The organism is Halomonas sp. GD1P12 (assembly GCF_025725645.1).
GTDB lineage: Bacteria > Pseudomonadota > Gammaproteobacteria > Pseudomonadales > Halomonadaceae > Vreelandella.
Map to the genome: position 1 here is coordinate 3,326,299 of NZ_CP107007.1, position 25,478 is coordinate 3,351,776.

The 25,478-nt window shown below is 61.7% G+C and carries 24 protein-coding genes and 1 other RNA gene; 9 read left to right on the top strand and 16 right to left on the bottom strand.

Annotation, left to right across the window (positions count from 1 at the left end; genetic code table 11):
• Window positions 1-61: 61 nt before the first annotated feature.
• On the bottom strand, window positions 62-2,059 hold the full coding sequence (gene ftsH / locus OCT39_RS15330; protein WP_263585305.1) for an ATP-dependent zinc metalloprotease FtsH: 1,998 nt from the start codon (window positions 2,057-2,059) through the stop codon (window positions 62-64).
• Between the two features lie 193 nt (window positions 2,060-2,252).
• Window positions 2,253-2,900 (bottom strand): 23S rRNA (uridine(2552)-2'-O)-methyltransferase RlmE, encoded by a 648-nt coding sequence (rlmE, locus tag OCT39_RS15335; protein WP_263585306.1) that lies wholly within the window; start codon window positions 2,898-2,900, stop codon window positions 2,253-2,255.
• Between the two features lie 122 nt (window positions 2,901-3,022).
• Here rlmE and OCT39_RS15340 point away from each other — a divergent pair, with 122 nt between their 5' ends.
• Complete coding sequence (locus tag OCT39_RS15340; protein WP_263585307.1) at window positions 3,023-3,349, top strand: YhbY family RNA-binding protein; 327 nt, start codon at window positions 3,023-3,025, stop codon at window positions 3,347-3,349.
• Between the two features lie 132 nt (window positions 3,350-3,481).
• On the opposite strand, the gene greA is transcribed toward OCT39_RS15340, so the two are convergent.
• The 3 genes from greA to carA form a co-directional block, all read right to left on the bottom strand.
• Window positions 3,482-3,958 (bottom strand): transcription elongation factor GreA, encoded by a 477-nt coding sequence (gene greA, locus OCT39_RS15345; protein WP_252108378.1) that lies wholly within the window; start codon window positions 3,956-3,958, stop codon window positions 3,482-3,484.
• Window positions 3,955-7,185 (bottom strand): carbamoyl-phosphate synthase large subunit, encoded by a 3,231-nt coding sequence (carB, locus tag OCT39_RS15350; RefSeq protein WP_263585308.1) that lies wholly within the window; start codon window positions 7,183-7,185, stop codon window positions 3,955-3,957. The genes greA and carB overlap by 4 nt, the downstream gene beginning before the upstream one ends.
• 61 nt (window positions 7,186-7,246) lie before the next feature.
• Window positions 7,247-8,392: a glutamine-hydrolyzing carbamoyl-phosphate synthase small subunit gene (gene carA / locus OCT39_RS15355; protein ID WP_263587355.1), complete on the bottom strand. Its 1,146-nt coding sequence runs from the start codon at window positions 8,390-8,392 to the stop codon at window positions 7,247-7,249.
• 28 nt (window positions 8,393-8,420) lie between these two features.
• Between carA and OCT39_RS15360 the strand changes: the two genes are divergently transcribed.
• Window positions 8,421-8,588 carry a hypothetical protein gene (locus OCT39_RS15360; RefSeq protein ID WP_263585309.1) on the top strand — a complete coding sequence of 56 codons (168 nt, stop codon included), beginning with the start codon at window positions 8,421-8,423 and terminating at the stop codon, window positions 8,586-8,588.
• Between the two features lie 127 nt (window positions 8,589-8,715).
• On the opposite strand, the gene dapB is transcribed toward OCT39_RS15360, so the two are convergent.
• Both dapB and OCT39_RS15370 read right to left on the bottom strand, forming a co-directional pair.
• A complete protein-coding gene (dapB, locus tag OCT39_RS15365) occupies window positions 8,716-9,528 on the bottom strand; it encodes a 4-hydroxy-tetrahydrodipicolinate reductase (protein WP_263585310.1) in 813 nt (270 codons plus the stop codon).
• Window positions 9,529-9,601: 73 nt separating this feature from the next.
• The gene (locus tag OCT39_RS15370; protein ID WP_263585311.1) at window positions 9,602-9,886 is read right to left on the bottom strand and encodes a DUF2218 domain-containing protein; all 285 of its coding nucleotides are present in this window, start codon (window positions 9,884-9,886) and stop codon (window positions 9,602-9,604) included.
• A 250-nt stretch (window positions 9,887-10,136) separates the two neighbouring features.
• On the opposite strand from OCT39_RS15370, the gene OCT39_RS15375 reads away from it, so the two are divergent.
• Genes OCT39_RS15375 through OCT39_RS15385 form a run of 3 tightly spaced genes read left to right on the top strand, consistent with a single transcriptional unit; the run spans window position 10,137 to window position 13,108 of the window.
• The gene (locus OCT39_RS15375; RefSeq protein WP_263585312.1) at window positions 10,137-11,291 is read left to right on the top strand and encodes an ABC transporter substrate-binding protein; all 1,155 of its coding nucleotides are present in this window, start codon (window positions 10,137-10,139) and stop codon (window positions 11,289-11,291) included.
• Entirely contained in the window at window positions 11,284-12,351 is a 1,068-nt protein-coding gene (locus OCT39_RS15380) for a FecCD family ABC transporter permease (RefSeq protein ID WP_263587356.1), read from the top strand. Before OCT39_RS15375 ends, OCT39_RS15380 begins: the two co-directional genes overlap by 8 nt.
• A 7-nt stretch (window positions 12,352-12,358) precedes the next feature.
• Window positions 12,359-13,108: an ABC transporter ATP-binding protein gene (locus OCT39_RS15385; RefSeq protein ID WP_263585313.1), complete on the top strand. Its 750-nt coding sequence runs from the start codon at window positions 12,359-12,361 to the stop codon at window positions 13,106-13,108.
• Here the strand turns inward: OCT39_RS15385 and OCT39_RS15390 are convergent.
• The 4 genes from OCT39_RS15390 to grpE all read right to left on the bottom strand — a co-directional run bounded on the left by OCT39_RS15390 (window position 13,086) and on the right by grpE (window position 18,092).
• Complete coding sequence (locus OCT39_RS15390; RefSeq protein ID WP_263585314.1) at window positions 13,086-13,985, bottom strand: DMT family transporter; 900 nt, start codon at window positions 13,983-13,985, stop codon at window positions 13,086-13,088. The genes OCT39_RS15385 and OCT39_RS15390 overlap by 23 nt on opposite strands.
• 123 nt (window positions 13,986-14,108) lie before the next feature.
• A complete protein-coding gene (gene dnaJ / locus OCT39_RS15395; protein WP_263585315.1) occupies window positions 14,109-15,257 on the bottom strand; it encodes a molecular chaperone DnaJ in 1,149 nt (382 codons plus the stop codon).
• 124 nt (window positions 15,258-15,381) lie between these two features.
• Window positions 15,382-17,316 (bottom strand): molecular chaperone DnaK, encoded by a 1,935-nt coding sequence (gene dnaK / locus OCT39_RS15400; protein ID WP_263585316.1) that lies wholly within the window; start codon window positions 17,314-17,316, stop codon window positions 15,382-15,384.
• A 131-nt stretch (window positions 17,317-17,447) separates the two neighbouring features.
• On the bottom strand, window positions 17,448-18,092 hold the full coding sequence (gene grpE, locus OCT39_RS15405) for a nucleotide exchange factor GrpE (protein ID WP_263585317.1): 645 nt from the start codon (window positions 18,090-18,092) through the stop codon (window positions 17,448-17,450).
• A gap of 212 nt (window positions 18,093-18,304) precedes the next feature.
• Between grpE and recN the strand changes: the two genes are divergently transcribed.
• Complete coding sequence (gene recN / locus OCT39_RS15410; RefSeq protein ID WP_263585318.1) at window positions 18,305-19,978, top strand: DNA repair protein RecN; 1,674 nt, start codon at window positions 18,305-18,307, stop codon at window positions 19,976-19,978.
• 103 nt (window positions 19,979-20,081) lie between these two features.
• Here the strand turns inward: recN and fur are convergent, their stop codons facing one another.
• Entirely contained in the window at window positions 20,082-20,492 is a 411-nt protein-coding gene (gene fur, locus OCT39_RS15415; RefSeq protein WP_263585319.1) for a ferric iron uptake transcriptional regulator, read from the bottom strand.
• A 72-nt stretch (window positions 20,493-20,564) separates the two neighbouring features.
• Between fur and OCT39_RS15420 the strand changes: the two genes are divergently transcribed.
• Window positions 20,565-21,065, top strand: coding sequence for an outer membrane protein assembly factor BamE (locus OCT39_RS15420; protein WP_263585320.1), 501 nt, complete (start codon window positions 20,565-20,567; stop codon window positions 21,063-21,065).
• Window positions 21,066-21,071: 6 nt separating this feature from the next.
• Here OCT39_RS15420 and OCT39_RS15425 read toward each other — a convergent pair whose 3' ends face one another.
• Window positions 21,072-21,383: an RnfH family protein gene (locus tag OCT39_RS15425; protein ID WP_263585321.1), complete on the bottom strand. Its 312-nt coding sequence runs from the start codon at window positions 21,381-21,383 to the stop codon at window positions 21,072-21,074.
• The gene (locus OCT39_RS15430) at window positions 21,373-21,807 is read right to left on the bottom strand and encodes a type II toxin-antitoxin system RatA family toxin (RefSeq protein WP_263585322.1); all 435 of its coding nucleotides are present in this window, start codon (window positions 21,805-21,807) and stop codon (window positions 21,373-21,375) included. The genes OCT39_RS15425 and OCT39_RS15430 overlap by 11 nt, the downstream gene beginning before the upstream one ends.
• A gap of 124 nt (window positions 21,808-21,931) precedes the next feature.
• Here OCT39_RS15430 and smpB point away from each other — a divergent pair, with 124 nt between their 5' ends.
• A complete protein-coding gene (gene smpB, locus OCT39_RS15435; protein WP_263585323.1) occupies window positions 21,932-22,423 on the top strand; it encodes an SsrA-binding protein SmpB in 492 nt (163 codons plus the stop codon).
• Between the two features lie 40 nt (window positions 22,424-22,463).
• Window positions 22,464-22,843, top strand: a transfer-messenger RNA (tmRNA) gene (gene ssrA / locus OCT39_RS15440).
• A gap of 155 nt (window positions 22,844-22,998) precedes the next feature.
• On the opposite strand, the gene OCT39_RS15445 is transcribed toward ssrA, so the two are convergent.
• Both OCT39_RS15445 and OCT39_RS15450 read right to left on the bottom strand, forming a co-directional pair.
• Window positions 22,999-23,961, bottom strand: coding sequence for a 2-hydroxyacid dehydrogenase (locus tag OCT39_RS15445; RefSeq protein ID WP_263585324.1), 963 nt, complete (start codon window positions 23,959-23,961; stop codon window positions 22,999-23,001).
• Between the two features lie 22 nt (window positions 23,962-23,983).
• Window positions 23,984-25,444 carry a tripartite tricarboxylate transporter permease gene (locus tag OCT39_RS15450; protein WP_263585325.1) on the bottom strand — a complete coding sequence of 487 codons (1,461 nt, stop codon included), beginning with the start codon at window positions 25,442-25,444 and terminating at the stop codon, window positions 23,984-23,986.
• Between the last annotated feature and the right edge of the window lie 34 nt (window positions 25,445-25,478).

A 25,478-nucleotide genomic window follows, 5' to 3' on the forward strand; every position in this document is an offset into this window, starting at 1 on the left:
CTCAGCATAGCAAAAAAAAGGCGCCCCGCGGGGCGCCTCGATGATGAACCGGCTCTTTTGATCAAGGGCCAGCCGGGCCGCCCAGCGGGTCGGACGGGCGGCGGCGCGGCTCGTCGTCATCCTCTTCGCTGTCGTCGTTTGAGTCGTGGGTGTCCGGCTGGTCGGCTTTGGGCTGCGGCTTGTCGCCACCTACCGGGGTGCCGCCACCAGAGGAGTCACCGTCGTCCCAGCCTTCCGGCGGACGCGGGTCCTTGCCTTCCATGATGTCCTTGAGCTGACTGGCATCGATGGTCTCGTACTTCATCAGCGCCTCAGTCATGGCGTCCAGCTTGTCACGGTTGTCGTGCAGAATCTGGCGCGCCTGCTCGTAGCAGTCGTCGATGATCTTGCGTACTTCCTTGTCCAGACGCGTGGTGGTTTCGCCGGATTTCAGCTTGCTGCCGCCCTGCCCGGGGCCGCCGAGGAACTGGTGTGACTCGTCCTCGTCGTACATGATCGGGCCCATCTCGTCGGAAAGTCCCCATTTGGCGACCATGTTGTGGGCCAGTTCAGTTGCCCGCTTGATGTCGTTGGAGGCACCGGTGGTCACGCCGTTGGCACCCAGCGTCATCTCCTCGGCAATACGGCCACCGAACAGCGAGCAGATCTGACTGATAATCTGCTGGCGCGACAGGCTGTAGCGATCCTCCTCGGGCAGGAACATGGTCACACCCAGGGCGCGTCCGCGCGGAATGATCGTCACCTTGTAGACCGGGTCGTGCTCGGGCATCACCAGACCAATGATCGCATGGCCGGATTCGTGATAGGCGGTGTTGAGCTTCTCCTTGTCGGTCATGACCATGGATTTGCGCTCGGCGCCCATCATGATCTTGTCCTTGGCAAGCTCGAGCTCTTCCATGCTGACCAGACGCTTGTTGCGACGCGCGGCAAACAGCGCCGCCTCGTTGACCAGGTTAGCCAGATCAGCGCCAGAGAAGCCAGGCGTTCCCCGGGCGATGATGACGGGTTTGACGTCGTCCGACAGCGGCACCTTGCGAAGGTGAACGCCAAGGATATGTTCACGGCCACGAATATCGGGTAGACCAACCGTCACCTGACGGTCGAAACGCCCCGGGCGCAAAAGCGCCGGGTCGAGCACGTCCGGGCGGTTGGTCGCGGCGATCACGATGATGCCTTCGTTGGCCTCGAAGCCGTCCATTTCCACCAGCAGCTGGTTGAGCGTCTGCTCACGCTCGTCGTTACCGCCACCCATGCCGGCGCCGCGCGAGCGACCCACGGCGTCGATCTCGTCGATGAAGATGATGCAAGGCGCCTGCTTTTTGGCCTGCTCGAACATGTCGCGCACGCGCGAGGCACCGACACCCACGAACATCTCGACGAAATCGGAACCCGAAATCGAGAAGAACGGCACTTTCGCTTCGCCAGCGATTGATTTTGCCAGCAGCGTCTTACCGGTACCCGGCGGGCCCACCATCAGCACACCGCGCGGAATCGTACCGCCCAGGCGCTGGAACTTGGTCGGGTCACGCAGGAAGTCGACGAGCTCTTCGACCTCTTCCTTGGCTTCGTCGCAGCCAGCGACATCGGCGAAGGTGGTCTTGATCTGATCCTGAGAGAGGAGCTTGGCCTTGGACTTGCCAAAGCTCATCGGCCCGCCCTTGCCGCCGCCGGCACCGCCCTGCATCTGGCGCATGAAGAACATGAAGATGGCGAGGATCAAAAGGATCGGGAAACTGGCGATCAACAGGCGCATCCAGATGCTCTGCTGCTCAGGCTCCTTGCCCACCACGGTGACGTTGTTGCTCAACAGGTCATCCATCAGCTTCGGATCTTCCGCCGCCGGCCGGATGGTCTGGAACTGCGAACCGTCGGTACGCTCACCCTGAATGGTGTAGCCGTCGATGGTCACGCTGCGGACCTGTTGATTTTGCACCTGCTGCACGAACTGAGAGTAGTTGGTGGATTGAGGTGCGCTTTCCGTACTGAAATTGTTGAACACTGTCAGCAGCACGGCCGCAATGACCAACCACAGAATCAGGTTCTTCGCCATATCGTTCAAGGGGCTACCCTCATTACAAGAATCCGTCAGTTAACCGTCGATACTCAGACCTTACACTAGAGTACTACGTTCAACCATTGCCAAAGCACGTTCGACTTTGGGCCATCCGTGCCATCCCGCTTTTGAGCAGTGTGACACGCTTTGCGCCTGCCGGCTCGGCAATCGCCTTGATAAGTTTTTCGTATTACGGGCGTTAACCGCGAAAGCCCTGGGCCAGGAAGTAGACTTCCCGAGAGCGTGCACGGGAAGCACCGGGCTTGCGCGTCACCACGCGGTCGAACGACCCCTTGAGCTCCTTGAGGTAGGCATCGAAGCCCTCGCCCTGAAACACCTTGGCCAGAAACGTACCGCCCTTGGGCAGGGTTTCTCGTGCAAGTTCCAGGGCGAGCTCGACCAGATACATCGCCTGTGGCTGGTCGATGGCGGCCATACCGCTCATATTGGGGGCCATGTCCGACATCACAAGGTCCACCCGGCGGTCGCCGAGCTTTTCGAGGATCGCGTTCAGCACGCTCTGTTCGGTGAAATCGCCCTGAACGAAGTCCACGCCGGCCAAAGCGTCCATCTCGAGAATGTCGGAGGCGATCACCACGCCGTCGATGCCGACCTTCTCGGCGGCGACCTGGCTCCAGCCGCCAGGGGCGGCGCCCAAATCGATCACCGTCATGTTGGGACGAAAGAGCCTGTCCTTCTCGTCGAGCTCCAGAAGCTTGTAGCTTGCCCGGGAGCGGTAGCCGTCCTGCCAGCTCTGCTTGACGTACTGGTCGTCGAAATGCTCCTTCATCCAGCTGGCGCTGGTCTTGCTGGCGGCGCGTTTTTGACCTGGGGGCTTTTGCTGCATGGGGCGTCTATATCTGGGCGTGAAGAGTGAATGTGAGAAAGTGCCGGGAGGGGCGCTTTCACTCGACGGCGTTTCACCGTAAGATGGAGCGTTAAGCGCAAACCGGGATACCGCAAGATACCATGAGCTTGTCACAGGCACAAAAGAAAGCATTTCGCAGCATTGGCCATCACCTGAACCCTGTCGTGACGGTCTCTGAAAACGGCATCTCCGAGACGTTGCTCGCCGAATTCGACCGCGCGCTCAGAGACCACGAGCTGATCAAGGTCAAGCTGGCCCTGCCCGAGCGGGACGACCGCGCAGCGATGATTCAGGAGCTTGCCACCGAAGGCGGCGCCGAACTCATTCAAACCATCGGCAAAATGGCGCTGTTTTATCGCCGCAACCCGAAGGCCAACCCGAAGCTCTCCAACGTGACCCGCTTCGAGAACCATCACGGCCGCCACTAACGCCTGCTCGGCGCCGCGTCGCACCGGCAAGCACCGCCCTGGTAAAACCTGGCGGCATCAAAAAAGCCCGAAGAGTCATGCTCTTCGGGCTTTTTCGTGGGCCGGCGCTTTGCGCGCCGGCCTTCGAGCGAGCTAAATGTGCTCGACGCTTTCGATTTCGTACTCGACGTCGCCACCTGGCGTTTTCACCACCACCACGTCGCCCTCCTCCTTACCGATCAGCGCGCGGGCGATCGGTGAGGTGACCGAGATGCGCCCGGACTTGATATCGGCTTCGTCCTCGCCGACGATCCGGTAGGTCACCTCGGCGTCGCTATCGAGATTCAAAAGCGACACGGTCACCCCAAAGATCACCTTGCCGGTTTTGGGCAGTTTGGTCACGTCGATCACCTGGGCGCCGGAGAGCTTGCTTTCGATCTCCTGAATGCGCCCTTCGATGAAGCCCTGCTGCTCGCGGGCGGCGTGATACTCGGCGTTCTCCTTGAGATCACCGTGCTCACGCGCCTCGGCGATGGCCGCAATCACCGTAGGGCGCGCTTCGCCCTTGAGGTGATTGAGCTCTTCGCGAAGGCTTTTTTCGCCCGCGACGGTCATCGGGACCTTGTTCATTGACTCGCTCCTGCATGCAAATCCTGAAGGCGCCGCACCGTAATCTGCCGGCCGTACTCCAGCGCCATGCAAACGGCATTGGCGCCCGCCAAAGTGGTCGCATAGGGCACCTTGCGCGCGAGAGCAGTACGGCGAATGATCGAAGAGTCGTTGATTGCCTGACGACCTTCGGTGGTGTTCACGATATAGGCGATCTCGTCGTTCTTGAGCGAATCGACGATATGGGGGCGGCCTTCATATACCTTGTTGACGTGCTCGACCTCGAGACCGGCCGCTTCGAGTGCGGCGGCCGTGCCGCGGGTGGCACATAGCGTGAAGCCCAATGTTAGCAGAGAACGCCCGACTTCGATAATCCCCGCCTTGTCCGGCTCGCGCACGGAAAGGAATGCCTTGCGCGGACCGTCGAGGGCCGGAATCGCCTCGCCGGCGCCAAGCTGCGCCTTGAAGAACGCCTCGGCGAAGGTCTCGCCGGAACCCATTACCTCACCGGTGGACTTCATCTCCGGCGAAAGGATCGGGTCGACGCCCTGGAACTTGTTGAACGGGAACACCGCTTCCTTGACGCTGTAGAAGTGCGGCACGATTTCGCGCTCGAAGCCCTGGGCGGCAAGTGTGGTGCCGGCCATGCAGCGCGCGGCAATCTGAGCAAGCGAGGTGCCGATGCACTTGGACACGAACGGTACGGTACGCGAGGCGCGCGGGTTGACCTCGATGACGTAGATCTCGCCGTCCTGCCAGGCAAGCTGCACATTCATCAGCCCCTTCACGCCGAGTTCGACCGCCATGCGCTTGACCTGATCGCGCATCTCGTCCTGCACATCCGCTGGCAGCGAGTAGGGCGGCAGCGCGCAGGCGGAATCACCGGAGTGGACGCCCGCCTGCTCGACGTGCTGCATGATGCCGCCGATCACGACCTGCTCACCGTCGGAAACCGCGTCGATATCGACCTCGACCGCCGCGCTCAAGAAGTGATCCAGCAGCACCGGCGAGTCGTTGGAGACCTTCACCGCGTTGGTCATGTAGTTCTCGAGCTCGGAGGCGTCGTAGACGATCTCCATGGCGCGCCCGCCGAGCACGTAGCTTGGCCGTACCACCAGCGGGTAGCCGATGGTCTCGGCCTTGGCGAAGGCGTCGTCGAAGCTGCGCGCAGTGGCATTGGGCGGCTGCTTGAGCCCCAGCTTGTCGATCATCTGCTGGAAGCGCTCACGATCCTCGGCGCGGTCGATGGCGTCCGGCGTGGTGCCGATGATCGGCACGCCGGCGGCTTCGAGCTCGCGGGCGAGTTTCAGCGGCGTCTGGCCGCCGAACTGGACGATCACGCCGGCCGGCTTCTCCTTGTCCGCGATCTCGAGCACGTCCTCGAGGGTCACCGGCTCGAAATAGAGGCGATCCGAGGTGTCGTAGTCAGTGGAGACGGTTTCCGGGTTGCAGTTGACCATGATGGTCTCATAGCCGTCGTCGCGCATGGCAAAGGCGGCGTGAACGCAGCAGTAGTCGAACTCGATGCCCTGGCCGATGCGGTTCGGCCCGCCGCCGAGCACCATGATCTTCTGGCGATCGGATACGTCTGCTTCGCACTCCTCCTCATAGGTGGAGTACATGTAGGCGGTGCTGGAGGCGAACTCGGCCGCGCAGGTATCGACCCGCTTGTAGACCGGGCGAATGCCGGCGGCCTGGCGGGCCTGGCGGAACGCCTTTTCGCTGACATTGAGGAGTTTGGCCAGCCGCGCATCGCCAAAGCCCTTGCGCTTGAGGCGGTAGAGCTCCTGAGCGGTGAAGTCGGAAAGGTTACGCTCGGCCACCGCCTTCTCGGTCAGGATCAAGTCTTCCAGCTGAACCAGGAACCAGCGATCGATGTTGGTCAGCGCGAAGACCTCTTCCACGCTCATGCCGGCGCGCATCGCGTCGGCCACGAAGAAGATGCGCTCGGCGCCAGCGGCCTGCAGCTCGCCCTTGATCTGCGCCATCGCCTCATCGGTGAACTGCTCGAAAATCGGGTCGAGGCCGTCGTTGCCGGTCTCCATGCCACGCAGCGCCTTCTGCAGGGATTCCTGGAAGGTACGACCGATCGCCATCACCTCGCCCACCGACTTCATCTGGGTGGTCAGGCGGTCGTTGGCCTGGGGGAACTTCTCGAAGGTGAAGCGCGGAATCTTGGTGACGACGTAGTCAATGGACGGCTCGAAGGAGGCCGGGGTCGCGCCACCGGTGATGTCGTTTTGCAGCTCGTCCAGGGTGTAGCCGACGGCGAGCTTCGCGGCGATCTTGGCGATCGGGAAGCCCGTGGCCTTGGAGGCCAAGGCCGATGAGCGCGAGACCCGCGGATTCATCTCGATGACCACCAGGCGCCCGGTTTGCGGGTCCATGCCGAACTGGACGTTGGAGCCACCGGTTTCGACGCCGATCTCGCGCAGCACCGCCAGAGAGGCGTCGCGCATGATCTGGTACTCTTTATCCGTCAGCGTCTGGGCCGGGGCCACGGTGATCGAGTCGCCGGTGTGCACGCCCATCGGGTCGAAGTTTTCGATCGCGCAGACGATGATGCAGTTGTCGTTCTTGTCCCGAACGACCTCCATCTCGTACTCCTTCCACCCCAAAAGCGACTCGTCGATCAAGAGCTCATGGTTGTTGGAAAGCTCGAACCCGCGGGTGCAGATCTCCTCGAACTCCTCCTTGTTGTAGGCCACGCCGCCGCCGGAGCCGCCCATGGTGTAGGAGGGGCGAATGATGGTCGGAAAGCCGAGCTCCGCCTGGATCTCCCAGGCCTCGTCCATGGTGTGCGCAACCTTCGCCTTCGGGCACTCAAGGCCAATGCGCTTCATCGCCTGATCGAACAGGTCGCGGTCTTCGGCCATGTTGATGGCGTCGGCGTTGGCGCCGATCATCTCGACGCCGTGCTTTTCCAGCACGCCATGTTTTTCCAGATCCAACGCGCAGTTGAGCGCGGTCTGGCCGCCCATGGTGGGCAGGATGGCGTCTGGCTTCTCCGCCTCGATGATCTTCTCCACCGCCTGCCAAGTGATCGGCTCGATGTAGGTAGCATCCGCCATGGCCGGGTCGGTCATGATGGTGGCCGGGTTGGAGTTCACCAGCACGACCCGGAAGCCTTCCTCGCGCAGCGCCTTGCACGCCTGAGCGCCGGAGTAGTCGAATTCACAGGCCTGGCCGATGACGATCGGGCCGGCGCCAATGATGAGAATGGTGTTGATATCGGTACGCTTGGGCATAACGGTTCCCGCAAAAAAGTGGCGATGAGCAGCGAAATAAACGGTTAAAGCGCCGGACGGATCAGCGGCGCGCCTGCATCAGGTCGATGAAGCGGTCGAACAGCGGCGACACGTCCTTCGGGCCGGGGCTCGCTTCCGGGTGACCCTGAAAGCTGAACGCCGGGCGGTCGGTGCGCTCGATGCCCTGCAGCGTGCCGTCGAACAGCGAGCGATGCGTGGCGCGCAGATTCGCGGGCAACGTCGCCTCGTCCGCGGCGAAGCCGTGGTTCTGGCTCGTGATCATGACCGTGCCGGTGTCCAGATCCTGTACCGGGTGGTTGGCGCCGTGGTGGCCGTGGCTCATCTTCACCGTTTTCGCCCCGCTTGCCAGCGCCAGCAGCTGGTGGCCCAGGCAGATGCCGAACACCGGCGTGTCGGTTTCGAGCACTTCCTGAATCGCCTTGATGGCGTAGTCGCAGGGCTCCGGGTCGCCGGGGCCGTTGGCCAGGAACACGCCGTCCGGGTTCATCGCCAGCACCTCCTGCGCCGGGGTTTGCGCCGGCACCACCGTCAGGCGGCAGCCGCGAGCGGCCAGCATGCGCAGGATGTTGAATTTCACTCCGTAATCAAACGCCACCACGTGGTAGGGGCGCTCAATGGTCGTGGTATCGGCGTAGCCCGCGCCCAGGGTCCACTCGCCTTCGCTCCACTCATAGGCCTCCTTGCAGGAGACCTCCGTTGCAAGGTCCATCCCCTTGAGCCCCGGAAACGCCTTCGCGGCCGCCAGCGCTCGCTCGACGGCGTCGTCACCTTCGGCCTCAGCGCCTGCCAAAATCGCGCCGTTCTGTGCGCCCTTGTCGCGCAGAATGCGCGTCAGGCGGCGGGTGTCGATCTCGGCGATCCCCAGCACGTTCTGGCTCTCAAGGTACTCGCTCAGGCTCTGCTGGCTGCGAAAGCTGCTCGCCATCAGGGGCAGATCGCGAATCACCAGGCCCGCCGCGGCGATGGAGGCGGACTCCACGTCTTCGGTGTTGATGCCGGTGTTGCCGATATGCGGGTAGGTGAGCGTGACGATCTGGCGGGTATAGGAGGGGTCGGTGAGAATTTCCTGGTAGCCGGTCATGGCCGTATTGAACACCACCTCCCCGCTCGTAACGCCGTCGGCGCCGATGGCAATGCCGTGGAACACGCTGCCATCTTCCAGGGCCAGTATTGCGGGTTTGCTCAATGCGGGGTTATTCAAGGCTCGTTCTCCCATGCTGGTGGGAGCCTGTGGGCGCAGGCTCGGCGATCCGGTGTCGGCGTTTGCGGGCAAACGTCGGGTCGTAAAAAAGCGGGACGAAGCCGACAAATTAAAAATCGGTTTCATCCCGCTTGTTGTTCTTGCGTGGCAGGGCCATGTGATACGAACGGCTTTCAAGTGAGGCCAGTGCAACAAGCGCAGCGCTTTGCCGTTTAGTTCTTGCTCACATGTCTATCGCCCGGCCAAAATTTTTGGAATGTTACAGCATTTTCGCCGCCCGGGCTAGCACTTTTGGCCACCATGACGGCTCAAACGTCCGCCAGCCCCAGCACGTCCTGCATATCGAAGCAACCGGCCGGTTGTCCCGCTACCCAGCGCGCAGCGCGCACCGCGCCCTTGGCGAAGGTCATGCGGCTCGAGGCCTTGTGGGTGATCTCGATGCGCTCGCCTTCGGTGGCGAACATCACCGTGTGCTCGCCAACGATGTCGCCGGCGCGCACGGTGGCAAAGCCGATCTCGGTGTCGCTGCGCGGCCCGCACTGGCCGACGCGCTCGAACACGCCGTGCTCCTTGAGCGTGCGGTCGAGGCTTTTCGCGACGACTTCGCCCATGCGGATGGCGGTGCCGGACGGCGCGTCGACCTTGTGGCGATGGTGCGCTTCGATCACCTCGATGTCGTAGCCTTCGTCGCCCAGCGCCCGGGCGGCGGTTTCCAGAAGCTTCAGCGTCAGGTTCACGCCCACGCTCATGTTGGGGGCGAAGACCATCGCCACGCGGTCACGGTAGCCATCGAGCGCGTCAAGCTCGTCATCGTTCATGCCGGTGGTACCGATCACGATGGCCTTGCCGTGCTCGGCGCAGAACGCAAGGTTTGAAAGCGTCACTTGCGGGGCGGTGAAATCGATCAGCACGTCGAACTCGTCCTTGATTGCATCGAGTGAGTCGACGGCGGCGACGCCGCACTTGCCGGAGCCGGCAAGCTCTCCGATATCGGCGCCGGTCAGCGAGCTTCCCGGCTCGACGATACCGCCGGCAAGCGTTGCGCCGGCATCTTCATTCACGGCGCTGACCAGCGTGCGGCCCATGCGCCCGGCAACGCCCACGATAGCGACTCGCGTCATGTAATCTCCTTGAGGGCGCGCGGCCCGGTTGGGTGAAATGGCGCGAGTATATCAGAGGCGCTCGACGCCGGACTCAGTTCTCCCAGACGATTTCCAGCGTCTCGTCTTTCGCCATACGCACGAGGTGGTTCTCGACCACACCTTCGAGCTGGTCGAGAGAGGCTTCATCGAGCGTTTCAATAGACACCGAGAGCTTGTCGGCGTCGGCGTACATCAGACAGGTGCCCTTCTCCGCAAAGACGATTCTGGCATCGCTTTCGGTGTATTCGACCTCGAGCTTGTGCGACCAGTGCTTGCAGAGGCGGTTGATCAGGCGTCCACCGGACTGGGTGGCAATTTCGGCGCGAGAAATCGGCATGCAGCTCTCCTTGAACAAGAAACATTCACATTATCTCAATTTCACCGCCTTCGATACACGCCGAGCCTACTGGCGGGCGCGCAACGATTCGTTGCGCCATTCAGAACAGTTTCGTGCCAGACCCTGTACAGCTTCACAAGATTTCTCGATAATGCCGCCATGTAAATGCGAATCATACCCAGTTTGCCGAACCATCCGGAACGTCGAACGACTGTTGGGGTCATCCTTACTCACTCTTCGGAACCCGCCCATGAACGTCACTTTTTCAAAGTCCACGGTTTTAACGTCGGGCCTATTAACGTCGCTGACGCTGGCCACGACGCTTGGCGCTCTGCCGGCTCTGGCCGACCCCATCGAGGTGGTCGACATTGCCGGGCGCAGCGTTAGCCTGGAGGGCCCCGCCGAGCGCGTCATCCTGGGCGAAGGGCGTCAAATCTATCTGCTGGGCCTGCTCGAGCCCGAGGCACCGTTCACGCACGTGGTGGGCTGGCGCGAGGACTTCTCCCAGGCGGACCCGGACAACTATGCCCGCTACGCCGAGCGCTTTCCCGAGATGACCGACATTCCCACCTTCGGCGGCTTCAAGGACGGCACGTTTGATGTAGAGCAGGCCGCCTCGCTTTCGCCGGACGTGGTCTTCATGAACCTCGAAGCGAAGGCCGCCACCGAAGATGCCGGCTACGACGACAAGCTCGCCCAGCTCGATATCCCGATCGTCTACGTCGACTTTCGCGAAGACCCGGTGGCCCACACCATTCCCTCGATGCGCCTGATCGGCCAGATCATGGGCGACGACGCTGCCGCCGAGGCGTTCATCGACTTCGCCGAGGAGCAGCTCGCTCGCGTAACGGACGTCATCGATGAGGCCGACCCGGCGCGGCCGAGCGTGTTCATCGACCGCGCCGGCGGCTACTCCGACGAGTGCTGCATGAGCTTCGGGCCCGGCAACTTCGGCGAGTACGTCGAGCTCGCCGGTGGCAGCAACATCGCCGACGGTATCATTCCCGGCAGCTTCGGCACGCTCAACCCGGAGCAGATCATCGCCGCAAGCCCGGAGCACGTGGTGGTGACTGGCGGCAACTGGGACGCCTACGTGCCCGGCGGCGCCTGGGTGGGCATGGGCCCGGGTGCCGACATGGACGCCGCGCGCGACAAGCTCGACGCATTGACCGAGCGCACCGCCATGACCGGCGTACAGGCGGTAGCGGACGGCAACGTGCATGCCATCTGGCACCAGTTCTACAACAGCCCCTACTACTTCGTCGCGATCCAGCAGTTGGCCAAGTGGCTGCATCCAGAGCTGTTCGAGGATCTCGACCCGGAAGCGACCATGGAAGAGCTTCACGAGCGCTTTCTGCCAATCGATTATGAACCCGGCTACTGGATGTCCCTGAATGATGAGTGACAGCGCCGTGACCGCGCCGACGACCCAGGGGCGCAGCCACTATAAAAGCCAGGTCGTGCGCCGCCAGCTGATCCTTGCAGCGCTGGTGGTCGCCCTGTTTTTCAGCCTGTGCGTCGATCTGGCGCTTGGACCTGCGCGCTACAGCCTCACGGAAGTCATCGCCGCCCTGCTGACGCCGGGAAGCGTCAGCGACCAGGCGCGGGTGATTCTCTGGGAGATTCGCATGCCGGTAGCGCTGATGGCGCTGGTGGTGGGCGCGAGTCTGTCAGTGGCCGGCGCGCAGATGCAGACCATTCTGAGCAACCCGCTGGCGAGCCCCTTTACGCTGGGTATTTCCGCTGGCGCGAGCTTCGGCGCCGCGCTGGGCCTGGCCTTTGGCGTCGCCATCGTGCCCGCCGCCATCGAGTTCGTGGTGCCGATCAACGCTTTCGTGATGGCGATGTTCACGGCGTTTTTGATCCACGCACTGAGCCTCAAGCGCGGCGTCACGGTGGAAACCATCGTGCTGCTGGGCATCGCCATGGTGTTCATTTTCAACTCGCTCATGGCGCTGATCCAGTTTTTCGCCAGCCAGGAAGCGGTGGCCGCGGTGGTGTTCTGGACCATGGGCAGCCTGACCAAGGCGACCTGGCCCAAGTTCTGGATTGCGCTTGGCATACTGGCCGCCATCCTGCCGCTTCTGGCGCGCCACGGCTGGGCGCTGACCGCCATGCGCCTGGGCGACGCCAAGGCTGAAAGCATGGGCGTCAAGCCGCGCTCACTGCGCCTGGAAGTGCTGGTACTGGTGTCGCTTCTTTCCGCCGTGGCGGTGGCGTTCGTCGGCACCATCGGCTTCATCGGGCTGGTCGGACCGCACATCGCGCGCATGCTGCTGGGCGAGGATCAGCGCTTTTTCCTGCCAGGCTCGGCGCTGTGCGGCGCGCTGATTCTCTCGGTGGGCTCGGTGATCTCCAAGCTCATCATCCCCGGCACGATCATTCCGATCGGCATCATCACTTCACTGGTCGGCATCCCGTTTTTCCTGTTTCTGGTGCTCAACCACAAGAAGACGTCATGGTGACTCGCTCATGGTAACTCTCACGCTTGACGGCGTATCGGCCCGCTACGGGCGGCGCACCATCGTCGAAGACATCTCCACGCCCCGCTTTCACGGCGGCCAGGTCGTCGCGCTGCTGGGCCCCAACGCGGCAGGCAAGTCGACGCTGTTTCGCCGTATTCTGGGGCTGGTGGCAGGCGACGGCACGGTCAGCATCGAAGAGACAACCGCCGAGCGCCCGGTGGCCTACATGCCCCAGGACACCGGCGCGAAGGCGGTGCTGAGCGTGTATGAATCGGTGCTGCTGGCGCGCATGCAGGGGCGAAGCCTGAAGGTACAGCCGGAGGATCTCGAGCAGGTGGACCGGGCGCTTGCCGAGCTCGGCATCGCCTCGCTCGGCGGGCGCGATATCGGGGATTTGAGCGGCGGCCAGCGCCAGCTGGTGAGTGCGGCCCAGGCATTGGTGCAGGAGCCGGAAATCCTGATGCTCGACGAGCCCACCTCGGCGCTGGACCTGAACCGCCAGATCAACCTGCTCACCGTACTGCGACGGCTGGCCGACGAGCGCGGCATGCTGATTCTGGTCGCGCTTCACGACTTGAATCATGCGCTGCGCTTCACCGACGCCGCCATGGTGCTGGATTATGGCCGCCTGATCGCCTGCGGTGCCACCGAGGACGTCATCACCCCGGCGCTTCTGCGCCAGGTCTACCGGGTGGCGGCGCGCATCGAGCCCTGCTCGAAGGGCCGCCCCCAGCTCATCGTCGAAGAGGCCGTTTGAAGCGCCGGCCTTCGAGCGAGGCCAGCGCCACCCCGGCCAGCATCAGCGGCAGCGCCAGAATGAAACCGCTGGAGATGGGAATGCCGAACAGCACCCAGTCCGCGGCGATCGGCCAGACCAGCGCCACGTACTCGAACGGGGCGAGCTTCGACACCTCGGCGTAGCGAAACGCCAGCGTCATGGCGATATGCCCCGCCCCGCCAAACAGCCCCGAAAGCACCAGCAGGGCGAACTCGGTCTCGGTCAGGTCGGCCCAGCCCAGCGGCCACGTGGCAAGCCCCGCCAGCGACGACACCACGATGAAGTAAAACGCGATGGAGCCGGCGGTTTCGGTGCGCGAGATATGCCGAATGGTGAGCAGCGCGCCCGCCGTCAAGAGCGCCCCGGCGGTGCCCAGCGCGTAGCCCAAAAGCCGCCCATCGCCGCTGCCCGCGCTTAGCTCCGGCACAACCAGCACCGCCATGCCCGCCAGCGCCAGCGCGATGGCCCCCATGCGATAGAGCGAAAATTTCTCGCCCAGCAGCAGCACGCCCCCCACCGCCATGAAGATCGGCGAGAGCTGCACCAGAAGTGTGGCTTCCGCCACCGGCAAAAACGCCACCGCCGAGAACGAGAAGAACATCGCCGCCGCTCCCAACCCCGAGCGCAACAGATGCCCAAGCGGGCGCCGGGTCGCAAGCCCCTGAGGAAACTCCCGGCGAATCGCCAAAAAGATCACGATCGGAATCAGCGCGAACAGCGAGCGGTAAAAGATCGACTGGCCCACCGGCACCGCCTCGCTCACCGCCTTGATACACACGAACATGCCGGTGAACATCACGCCTGACAACACGCGTAAGAAAATGCCCAGCCCCGGGCGATCCTGTAATCCAGTCATGACCGACTTCCTCGAAAACAAAAAAGTCCCCGGTGGGCACCGGGGACTTAGTACGCTAATGGCGAACGTATCGCGACGCTAGCGGAACAGTTGTACCATCGCGACGGGCATGCAGGCATGCTCCTACGGCTTCATCTCTTCGAAAAACTTCTTCACGCTGTCGAAGAAGCCGGTTTTCTTCGGCGAGTGGCTGTGGCTGTTGCTGTCGTCGAAGCTTTTCTGGAGCTGGCGCAGCAGGTCCTTTTGCTCTTCGTTCAGATTCACCGGGGTTTCGATCACCACCTTGCAGAGCAGGTCGCCCGGGGCGCCGCCGCGAACCGGCTTCACGCCCTTGCCGCGCAGGCGGAACAGCCGGCCGGTTTGGGTTTCCGGCGGAATCTTGAGCTTCACGCGGCCGTCGAGTGTGGGCACTTCCAGCTCGCCGCCGAGCGAGGCGTCGACGAAGTTGATCGGCACGTCGCACTGCAGGTGCTTGCCGTCGCGCTGGAAGATCGGGTGCGACTTGATCGCCACCTGCACGTAAAGATCGCCAGCCGGGCCGCCGTTCACACCAGATTCGCCTTCGCCGTTCAAGCGAATGCGGTCGCCGGTATCCACGCCGGGCGGAATCTTGACCGAGAGCGTGCGAGTTTCGCGCACGCGGCCTTCGCTGTTGCACTTGTGGCACGGCACCTTGATCTGCATGCCGGAGCCGTGACAGGTCGGGCAGGTCTGCTGCACGGCGAAAAAGCCCTGCTGCATGCGCACCTGGCCCATGCCCTGACAGGTCGGACAGGTGTCCTTGCTGGTGCCGGGTTCGGCGCCGTCGCCATCGCAGCGATCGCAGGTGATATGGCGCGGAACGCGAATGTCGACGGTGGTGCCAGCGACCGCGTTTTCCAGATCGAGCTCCAGGTTATAGCGCAGATCCGAGCCGCGCGCCGGCGCGTTGGGCCCACGACGACGCCCGCCGCCACCGCCGAAAATGTCGCCAAACACGTCGCCGAAGATATCGCTGAAATCCCCCGCGCCGCCACCGCCGCCGCCAAAGCCGCCACCGCCCTGGCCATCGACGCCGGCATGGCCGAACTGGTCGTAGGCAGCGCGCTTTTGCTCGTCGCTGAGTACTTCGTAGGCATCGGATACGTCGCGGAATTTCTCGGCGGCGGTTTCGTCATCCGGGTTACGGTCAGGGTGGAATTTTTGCGCCAGGCGGCGGTAGGCCTTTTTGATCTCTTTCTGATCGGCCCCTTTTTCGACACCCAGGACTTCGTAGTAATCGCGCTTGGACATGGGTCCTACGCCTCCTGGTTAGGGTATGCTCTTGACGGTACGAACCGTGATCATCGTTTTGGTCCTGGAAACAGCAACGCGGGAGCTGGCTCCCGCGTTGCTGCGATCCTTACAGAAAGAGCGGTTACTGCTTCTTCTGCTCGTCGTTGACTTCTTCGTACTCGGCGTCGACAACGTCGTCTTCCGGCTTGGACTGGGCCTGTTCGCCCTCCTGACCTTCCGCAGCCTGAGAGGCATCTGCCTGCTCGGCATACATCTTCTGCGCGAGCTGGCCAGAGGCCTCGGTCAGCGCATCCAGTTTCTTCTGGATGTCGTCCTGGTCGTCGGTTTTCACCGCGGCTTCCAGGTCGCTGATGGCGGTTTCGATGTTTTGCTTCTCTTCATCGGTCGCCTTGTCGCCGGCTTCTTCCAGCGTCTTGCGCGTGGCGTGAATCATGCCGTCGGCCTGGTTACGTAGCTGCACGAGGGCTTCGAACTTCTTGTCTTCGTCGGCGTGAGCTTCGGCGTCGCGCACCATCTGCTCGACTTCTTCGTCCGACAGACCGCTCGAGGCCTTGATGACGATGGACTGCTCTTTACCCGTCGCCTTGTCCTTCGCGGAGACGTTCAGGATGCCGTTGGCGTCCAGATCAAAGGCCACTTCGATCTGCGGCACGCCGCGCGGCGCCGGCGGAATGTCGGCCAGATCGAAACGACCGAGCGACTTGTTCTGCGAAACCTGCTTACGTTCACCCTGCACGGCGTGAATGGTCACGGCCGTCTGGTTGTCATCCGCGGTGGAGAAGGTTTGGGTCTTCTTCGTCGGGATGGTGGTGTTCTTCTCGATCAGCGGCGTCATGACGCCACCAAGGGTTTCGATACCCAGCGTTAGCGGCGTTACGTCGAGCAGCAGCACGTCTTTCACGTCGCCGCCCAGTACGCCACCCTGAATCGCAGCGCCTACGGCTACGGCTTCGTCCGGGTTGACGTCCTTGCGCGCTTCCTTGCCGAAGAAGTCAGCGGCTTTCTGTTGAACCAGCGGCATGCGCGTCTGACCGCCGACGAGGATGACGTCGTCGATTTCAGAGGCAGAAAGACCGGCGTCTTTCAGCGCCATCTTGCACGGCTCGAGCGAGCGCTGAACCAGCTCTTCGACCAGTGACTCGAGCTTGGCGCGCGTCACTTTCACGTTCAAGTGCTTGGGACCGGTGTTGTCTGCCGTGATGTAGGGCAGGTTCACGTCGGTCTGCTGGGCGCTTGAAAGCTCGATCTTGGCCTTCTCGGCGGCTTCTTTCAGACGCTGCATGGCCAGATTGTCGCCGGACAGATCAATGCCGCTGTCGGACTTGAACTGCGATACCAGGTAGTTGATCAGCGACAGGTCAAAGTCTTCGCCGCCCAGGAAGGTGTCGCCGTTGGTGGCGAGTACTTCGAACTGGGTTTCACCGTCGACGTCGGCCACTTCGATGATGGAGATATCGAAGGTACCGCCACCCAGGTCATAGACCGCGATGGTCTTGTCGCCGCGCGACTTGTCCATGCCATAGGCGAGGGCCGCAGCGGTCGGCTCGTTGATGATGCGCTTGACGTCGAGACCGGCAATGCGGCCAGCATCCTTGGTGGCTTGGCGCTGGCTGTCGTTGAAGTAAGCTGGCACCGTGATGACCGCCTCGGTGACCGTTTCGCCGAGGTAGTCTTCGGCGGTCTTCTTCATCTTCTTGAGCACTTCCGCGCTGACCTGCGGCGGTGCCATTTTCTTGCCTTTGACTTCGACCCACGCGTCGCCGTTATCGGCTTCGGCGATCTTGTACGGCACCATCTTGATGTCTTTTTGAACGACGTCGTCCTTGAAACGACGGCCGATCAGACGCTTGATGGCGTACAGGGTGTTTTCCGGGTTGGTGACCGCCTGGCGCTTGGCGGACTGGCCGACCAGCGTTTCACCGTCATCGGTGTAAGCGATGATGGAGGGAGTGGTGCGGCCGCCCTCGGCGTTTTCGATGACCTTGGCGCTGTCGCCGTCGAGAACCGCCACGCAAGAGTTGGTGGTGCCCAGGTCAATACCAATAATACGTCCCATAGCAAAAACCTCGAATTCGGTGGTGACAAAAACTGTTGCAATCGGTCTGCGGTGATTACCGCGGGTTGGCCTTTATCTGGGGGCCGCCGTGAACTTTTCAAGGGGGGAATTTGCATTATCCCCCAACTCGACTAGCCCGCTTTCTGGCTGACCACGACCATCGCCGGGCGCACCAGGCGTCCGTTGAGCAAATACCCCTTCTGCACGACTTCCATTACCGTGTTGGGCTCGAGTTCCGGGTTGGGCACCATGGTCAGGGCCTCATGAACCTGCGGGTCGAAGGGCTCGCCACTGGGTTCGACGCTTTCGACGCCGAACTTGTTGAGCACGTCGAGCTGCATCTTGAGCGTCATGGACACACCTTCACGGTGCGCATCAGAGGCATCCTCTTGCATGCTGTCGAGCGCTTTTTCCAGGCTATCCACCACCGGCAGCAGCTCCTTGACGAACTTCTCGAGAGCGAACTTGCGCGCCTTCTCCGCTTCCGCTTCGGCGCGGCGACGCACGTTCTGGGCCTCGGCAGACGCTCTGAGCGACTGATCCTTCGCCTCGGAAAGACTCTGTTCGAGCTCCTCGACGCGGGCCGCCAGCACCTCGGCTTCCGGGTTGCTCACGCCTTCGGCGAACGTTTCGGTACCCAGCGGCGACTCATCGTCCAGTACACCTTCGAGATCGCCTTCGATCAGGCGCTCTTCGTCGGCCTGCTCGGTTACTTCGGCGTCCTGCTCCTGGCGGGCCAGCTCGTCATCGATCGGGGTTTGCGGTTCTTTCGCCATGCCGTACTCCTGAATGCGGTCGCGGCGCGTAAGCGCCCGCTGGTTGAAATAAAGTGTGTGAGATAAACGGGTTCATTAGTGCGTATGCACGCTATATGGGGGCCTTGTTTGGCATCTCAAGAGGGGCATTGAAGTGAGTTGTCGACTACTGTATAAAACAACAATCATTGTATAAGCATCCAGTTTCTATAGAGCCCTGCCCGGGAGGCCCTATGCTGACTCAGCTCGTCATTCAGGATTACGCCATCGTTGACCGTCTGGAACTCGATTTGACCGACGGCATGACTGCCATCACCGGGGAGACCGGGGCGGGTAAATCCATCCTGCTCGGCGCCCTGGGGCTTTGCCTGGGCGAGCGCGCCGACGCGGGGAGCGTGCGCCACGGCAGCGAACGCACCGACCTTTCGGCCAACTTCGACATTGCCCGCCTGCCCGCCGCCGCCGAGTGGCTCGAGGCGCGCGAGCTCTCCTCTCAGGAGTGCTTGCTTCGCCGCGTGGTGACCGCCAGCGGCCGCTCCAAGGCGTGGATCAACGGCCAGCCGGCGACCATTGCCGATCTCAAGACGCTTGGCGAGCTGCTGATTCAGGTCCACGGCCAACATGCCCACCAGGCGCTGATGCGCGAAGAGACTCACCTGGCGCTTTTGGACGACTACGCCGGTCTCAAGGGCAAGCGCCAGGCGCTGGCCGAGACTTTCAAGGAGTGGCGCGCGACCCGCGCACGGCTTAAAAAGCGCAGCGAAGCGGGGAGCGAAGTCGAAGCGCGGCGCCAGCTTCTGCGCTACCAGGTCGAGGAGCTCGACCAGCTGGCGCTGGGCGAAGGTGAGCTCGAGGTGCTCGAAGAGGAGCAGTCGACGCTTGCCCACGCCGAAGAAACGCTGCGTGAAACCCAGTTCGCCGTGGAGTGCTGTGAAAGCGATGACGGCGGCGCACTTTCGCTACTCAATCAGGCTTATGCCCGGCTCAGCGCTCTGCCTGGCAGCGACAAGGGCGTGCTGGCCAACACGCTAGCGATGCTCTCGGACGCCCGCATTCAGGTCGAAGAGGCCACGGGCGAGCTCGCCCGCTTTGCCAGTGTCACCGAGCTCGACCCGGAGCGCCTGTCGTGGGTCGACGAGCGCCTTACGGATGTGCATCGCATCGCGCGCAAGCACCACGTCGCCCCGGAGGAACTCTACGCGCTGCACCAGTCGCTTGCCCGCGAAGTGGCCCAGCTGGAGGCAAGCGATGAAGACCTCGAGTCGTTAAGCAGTCAGGTCGCCGAATACCGTGAGCGCTACCGTCAGGACGCCAGAGCGCTTTCCGAGGCGCGTCAAAAAGCCGCCGGCAAACTGAGTAAGGAAGTGCAGCAGCAGCTCGCGTTTCTGGCCATGGGCAAGGCGCGCTTCGAGGTGGCCGTTTCGAGCCGCGAAACGCCCGCTCAGGACGGGCTGGATCAGGTACAGTTTTTGATCAGCGCCAACCCTGGCCAGCCGGCCCGCCCGCTGACGAAGGTCGCCTCTGGCGGTGAGCTTTCACGCATCAGTCTGGCCATCCAGGTGGTCGCGGCCAGCCACTCCACTATCCCGAGTCTGGTGTTCGACGAAGTGGATGTGGGCATCTCTGGCGCTACGGCCGAAATCGTCGGCCAACTGCTGCGCCGGCTCGGTGAAAAGGGCCAGGTGATGACCGTTACCCACCTGCCCCAGGTGGCCGCCCAAGCGCATCAGCACCTGCATATCGAAAAGCAGGCAAAACGCGACAGCACCCTGACGCACATGGCGCTGCTCGATGAAAAAGGGCGGGTGAGCGAGCTGGCGCGCATGCTGGGTGGGGTCAAACTCTCGGAGCAGACGCTGGCCCACGCCCGCGAAATGCTCAACGCCAGCCAGCGCCCACCGCACTGAAAAGCGACGTTCGATAAAAACCAAAACGCCCCTGCCGCGATCGCGGCAGGGGCGTTTTTTGGCGTGCACCGTTTTTGTTATACGGCCGAAAGTACTGTGCGTATCAGGCTTTGGGACGCACGTAGAGCACCAGCGCGTGATCGATCAGCTCGAAACCGTGCTCTTCGGCGATCTCCTGCTGACGCCGTTCGATGACCTCATCGACGAACTCGATAATCTCACCGCTTTCCAGGCACACCATGTGGTCGTGGTGGTCTTCCTGGGTCATCTCGAAAACCGCATGGCCGCCGTCGAAATTGTGACGAATCACAAGGCCCGCCGACTCGAACTGAGTCAGTACGCGGTAGACGGTCGCAAGCCCCACATCCTCGCCCGCATCGATGAGTGTTTTATACACTTCTTCTGCGCTAAGGTGGTGTTGGCCCGAAGCATTTTCGAGAATCTGCAGGATCTTGACACGCGGCAGGGTCACTTTTAGCCCGGCTTTGCGTAGTTCATGGTTCTGATCGGCCATGGTTGCTCTTCGCAGTAACAGGTTAGGTCGGGTATCATCGACCGAAACCACGATAGTGAAGAACAGGACCAAATGCAAAAATTGACTCGTATCATTACGCTTTCCGTTGCCCTGACCGTCGTCAGCGGCTGCAGCTACGTCGGCGTCTACAAGCGCGACATCCCCCAGGGCAATCTGGTGACCCAAGAAATGGTCAGCCAGCTACAGCCGGGCATGACCCAGGAGCAGGTCACCTACGTAATGGGACGCCCGCTTCTGGAGGCGCCTTTCGACTCCCGCGAGTGGGACTACGTCTACCGGTTGGACAAGGCCTACGCTGGGGTGGAGCAGCGCCGCGTCACGCTGACCTTCGATGACACAGGTCGACTCGTTAACATTGAGCAGCAGGGCGATCTCTCCCGCTCCCCGTCGATCAGCGCCAATCGCGGCGCCGGCCCGGCGCTGGAGACCGCGGACCCGGTCATGCCGCTTCTGACGCCGAACCAGCAAACGCCGACGCCCACCCCGGAGAACGCACCGGCGGCCACACCCGCCGCCACGCCGGAGCCAACCCCGGTCATCGTGACGGAGTAAGAAAGGCTACCGCCTTGCTTGGCGCTCGGCACGCGCCAGGCGGGCGGCCTTCGGGTCGATCTCGAGCGGGCGATACACTTCGATGCGATCCCCCGGACTCAGCGTGTGGCGCTGCGGCTCGCGTAGCGCCTTGCCGAAGATACCCAGGGGAGCGTGAGCAAACACGTCTTCTGACTGCTCGGGAAATAGTGTCGGGAGGTTGGCTTTCATCACCGCTTCGCGGGCGGTGGTGTGGGGTGTGACCTCGACCACGACCAGGTGCTGTTTGGCGGGCGTGGCAAACGCCACCTCAACGGCGAACAGCGGCTCAGCGGCCATAGAGCTCGTCCGCGCGTTTGGTGAACGCATCGACCAACTGCCCGGCAATTTGCTGAAACAGCTTGCCAAAAGCCATGCCCAGCAGCCGATTGGCAAACTCGAACTCCATTTCCAGGCTAACCTTGCAGTTGTCTTCTCCCATGGGAGTAAACAGCCACCGCCCTTTCAGGCGCTTGAACGGGCCGTCGACGAGCGAAAGCTCGATACGCTCCGGTGCGTAAAGATCGTTACGCGTGGTGATGGTTTGTTCGACGCCGGCACGACCCAGCGTCATTTCGCCAATCAGGTGCGACTCGTCGCGCTCGAGCAAACGGGCACGGCGGCACCCGGGCAAGAATTCCGGGTAGTGTTCGAAGTCATTGACCAGGTCGAACATCTGTTGGGGGGTGTGCCGCACCAGGGCGGAACGATTAACGGTTGGCATTGACCTCTCCGCTGACTTCACAGTGCCCACAGCGTATCATGGGAAACATTATTTAGACCTTGAATGGTACCACGCCTCCCCCAATAACGAAGGGGGGCTACCGACAGATTAACGATGAGGTTTCATGGCCACTAAGAAAGGCAAGACCAAGGGCCCCAGCAGCAGCGTGATCGCTCAAAATAAGAAGGCGCGGTTCGAATACCATATCGACGAAACCTTCGAGGCGGGTCTGTCGCTGGCCGGCTGGGAAGTCAAAAGCCTGCGTGCGGGCAAGGCGCAGCTCACCGATACCTACATTCTGGTGCGTAACGGCGAGGCGTTTTTGCTTGGCAGCCACATCATGCCGCTCAACACCGCCAGCACCCACGAGATCGCCGACCCAACCCGCACGCGTAAACTGCTGCTTCACCGCAAGGAGATCGCCAAGATCTTCTCGGTCACTCAGGACAAGGGCCACACCTGTGTACCGCTGAAGCTTTACTGGAAGCGCAACATGGTCAAGTGCGAGCTGGCGCTGGTGACCGGTAAACAGCTGCACGACAAGCGCGCCACCGAAAAGGATCGCGACTGGAATCGTCAAAAAGGACGAATCATGCGGGAACATAACCGCGCGTAGCTGGTCAATTCCTGTTGAACACGTTAGAATGCTCAGTTCTGGGGGCGACATGGTTTCGACGCCGGTGACAAACCCTGCGGTGCATGCCGAGAGCGTGATGTATCTCGTAAATACCACATCACGAAAAATAGTCGCAAACGACGAAAACTACGCTCAAGGCGCGCTGGCAGCTTAAACCCTGCTAGCTTCTTGTCTGGCCCTGCGGTGATGTGCCTATTCATCGCCAAGGGGATATGAGCTAAAGCTGATAGGACCGCGGTTGGCGGTGTCTTCTCGTCAACCGTCAAACTTTAGAAGGCTCGCGTAGCTGGATCCTGATCGTCGGAGCCAGTCGCGCTAAAGCAAAAGACGAAATCTAAGCATGTAGAGCCAATGGGCGAGTGCTGGCGGACGCGGGTTCAATTCCCGCCGCCTCCACCAACACCCCACAAAAAAAGCACCTTCGGGTGCTTTTTTTGTGCCTGGTGATCAAACGCTGCTCGAACTAGAAACGGTTAGCGCTCGTGGCCGCAAGATCGAGGGGCTTGCTCGCCCGACGCATGAGCCGAGCGAATCAACAAGCCGCGAGCCACACGTTATACAGCCGTCACCGCCTGCTCGCCACTCAACACGCGATTGACATTGTCTGCGGCCAAATCGCACATCGCGTTGCGCGTTTGAAACGTGGAGGAGCCGATGTGGGGCAAGCAGACCGCGTTGTCCAGCGTCATGAGCGGAGACTCTGTAGAGAGCGGCTCTTTTTCGTAGACGTCCAGACCGGCACAGTGCAGCGTGCCATCCTGCAGACAGGCAATCAGCTCGCTTTCGCGCACGACCTTGCCGCGTGAAATGTTCACAAACACGGCGTGCGGGCGCGTTAACGCGAACTGCTCCTGGCCGATCAAGCCTTCGGTCTGCGCATCCAGCGGGATCGTCACACAGATGAAATCCGACTCCCGGAACAGGGTTTCCAGATCAACGCGCTGCGCTTGCAGCGTCTCTTCCACCTCGGGTTTGGCCGAGCGGTTATAGTAATTGATCTGCATGCCAAAGCCGTCGTGGCCTCGTTTGGCGACGGCCTGTCCAATGCGCCCCATCCCAACGACGCCCAGCGTTTTACCGTGCACATCGACACCAAAGTCACGGCGCGCCAGCGACGAGGTCCACTCGTGGTTGCGCACCTTGCGCAGCATTTCACCGGCACGCCGCGCGGCCATCATCATCAGCAGAAAACCGGTGTCTGCGGTCGACTCGGTCAACACATCCGGCGTATTGGTCAATACGATTCCGCGCTGATGCATCGCCTCGATGGGATAGCTATCGACACCGACCGAGACACTGGCGACCACCTTCAGATTGGGCGCCTTATCCAACAGCGCCTCGGTAAATTTCACGTTCGAGCCAAGATAGGCGTCCGCGTGCTCCATGGCCTGTTCAAAATCGGCCTTGTCCTGCTCACTGGACAAGCGGGTAAAGTGCGTCAGGTTATAGGAGGCTCCCAACGTCTCAATCAGTTCCGGATACAGCTCGTGAACAACTACCAGGTTTTGCTTTGCCATGACATAAATTCCCTATTCTCGATCAACTTGATGGCGCGGATTTCCAGGAACTGCGCAGCGACATCACCAAAAACACCACCGCCAGAAGTAGTAACGCCACACTGACCGGGCGGGTAAAGAAAGGTGTCCAGTCGCCGTCGAAAACCTGTAGCCCACGGCGTAGATTGGTTTCGGCCACGTTCCCCAGTATCAAACCGATCACCGCCGGTGCCACGCCAAACCCGAAACGGTTCAGAAAAAAGCCCAGCAGGCCAAGGCCGACCATGAGATACACATCGAAAAAGTCCCGGTTGACGCTGTAAACGCCAATCGCGCAGAACACGAAAATAAGCGGGAGCAAAAAATGCTGAGGAACCTGCAGGATACGTACAAACGCCTTGATGCCCCACCACTGGGTAAACAGCATGAAGATATTGGCCACGATAAACGCAGCGAAAATGGCGTACACAAGCCCGGTCTGCGTATCGAAAAGCATCGGGCCGGGCTGAATGCCCTGAATCAACAAACCGCCCATCAATACGGCCGTCGCTCCCTCACCCGGAATACCCAAGGTCAGCATGGGAATCAGCGCGCCACCGACCATTGAATTATTCGAGGACTCCGACGCCACCACCCCTTCCGAGCAGCCCTTGCCAAATTGCTCGGGCTGTTTGGACATCCGCTTTGCCTGATCATAAGCCAGCAGTGACGCGATACTGCCGCCTGCGCCGGGCACCGCCCCCGTGCCCGTGCCTATCAACGAGCTCGCGCCCAACAGCTTCCAGTTACCCAGCACTTCGCGAAAGCGTGGGAAGGCCCGATCGAGCCCGCTGTCGACCTTTTTATCGCCAGTATCGTTGCGGCTCAAAAACTCCGTATCCTTCAGCAGCTGCGAGAAAGCAAACAACCCAACGATCACCGCGAGCAAGCTTACGCCAGTTAACAGCGACATCTGACCAAACGTAAGGCGCAGTGTCCCTGTCACCTGATCAGCGCCCACGGTCGAGAGCAACATACCGATCAGACCCACGATGAGCCCCTTGATCAACGACTGCCCCGACAGTGACACGATGATCATCAGCCCCAGAATACTCAGGGAGAAATACTCCGCAGGGCCAAAGGTTAGCGCAATGGCGGCGATGAGCGGCGATACCAGAATCAGAATCACGCCACTGATGATGCCTCCTAAAAAGGAAGCCGCCACCGAAAGCCCTAGCGCCTTGCCAGCCTGGCCATTCTGGGCCATGGGGTAAGCATCGAAAGTGGTGGCGATCGACCCCGGCGTACCTGGCATGTTCAGTAGAATAGCGGGCACAGAGCCACCGGCTACAGCGCCACAAAAGGCGCCCAGCAACAAGCCGATACCAGCGACCGTATCCAGGGAGTACGTCAGCGGTAGCAACAGCGCCACCGCCATGGCAGCAGAAAGCCCTGGCAGCGCCCCCAGTATGATGCCGAGAACGGTCCCGACAAAAATCGCCACGAAAGCCATGGGGCTAAACATGGACACTACTTCCATCAAAGGAGACATAATTCCA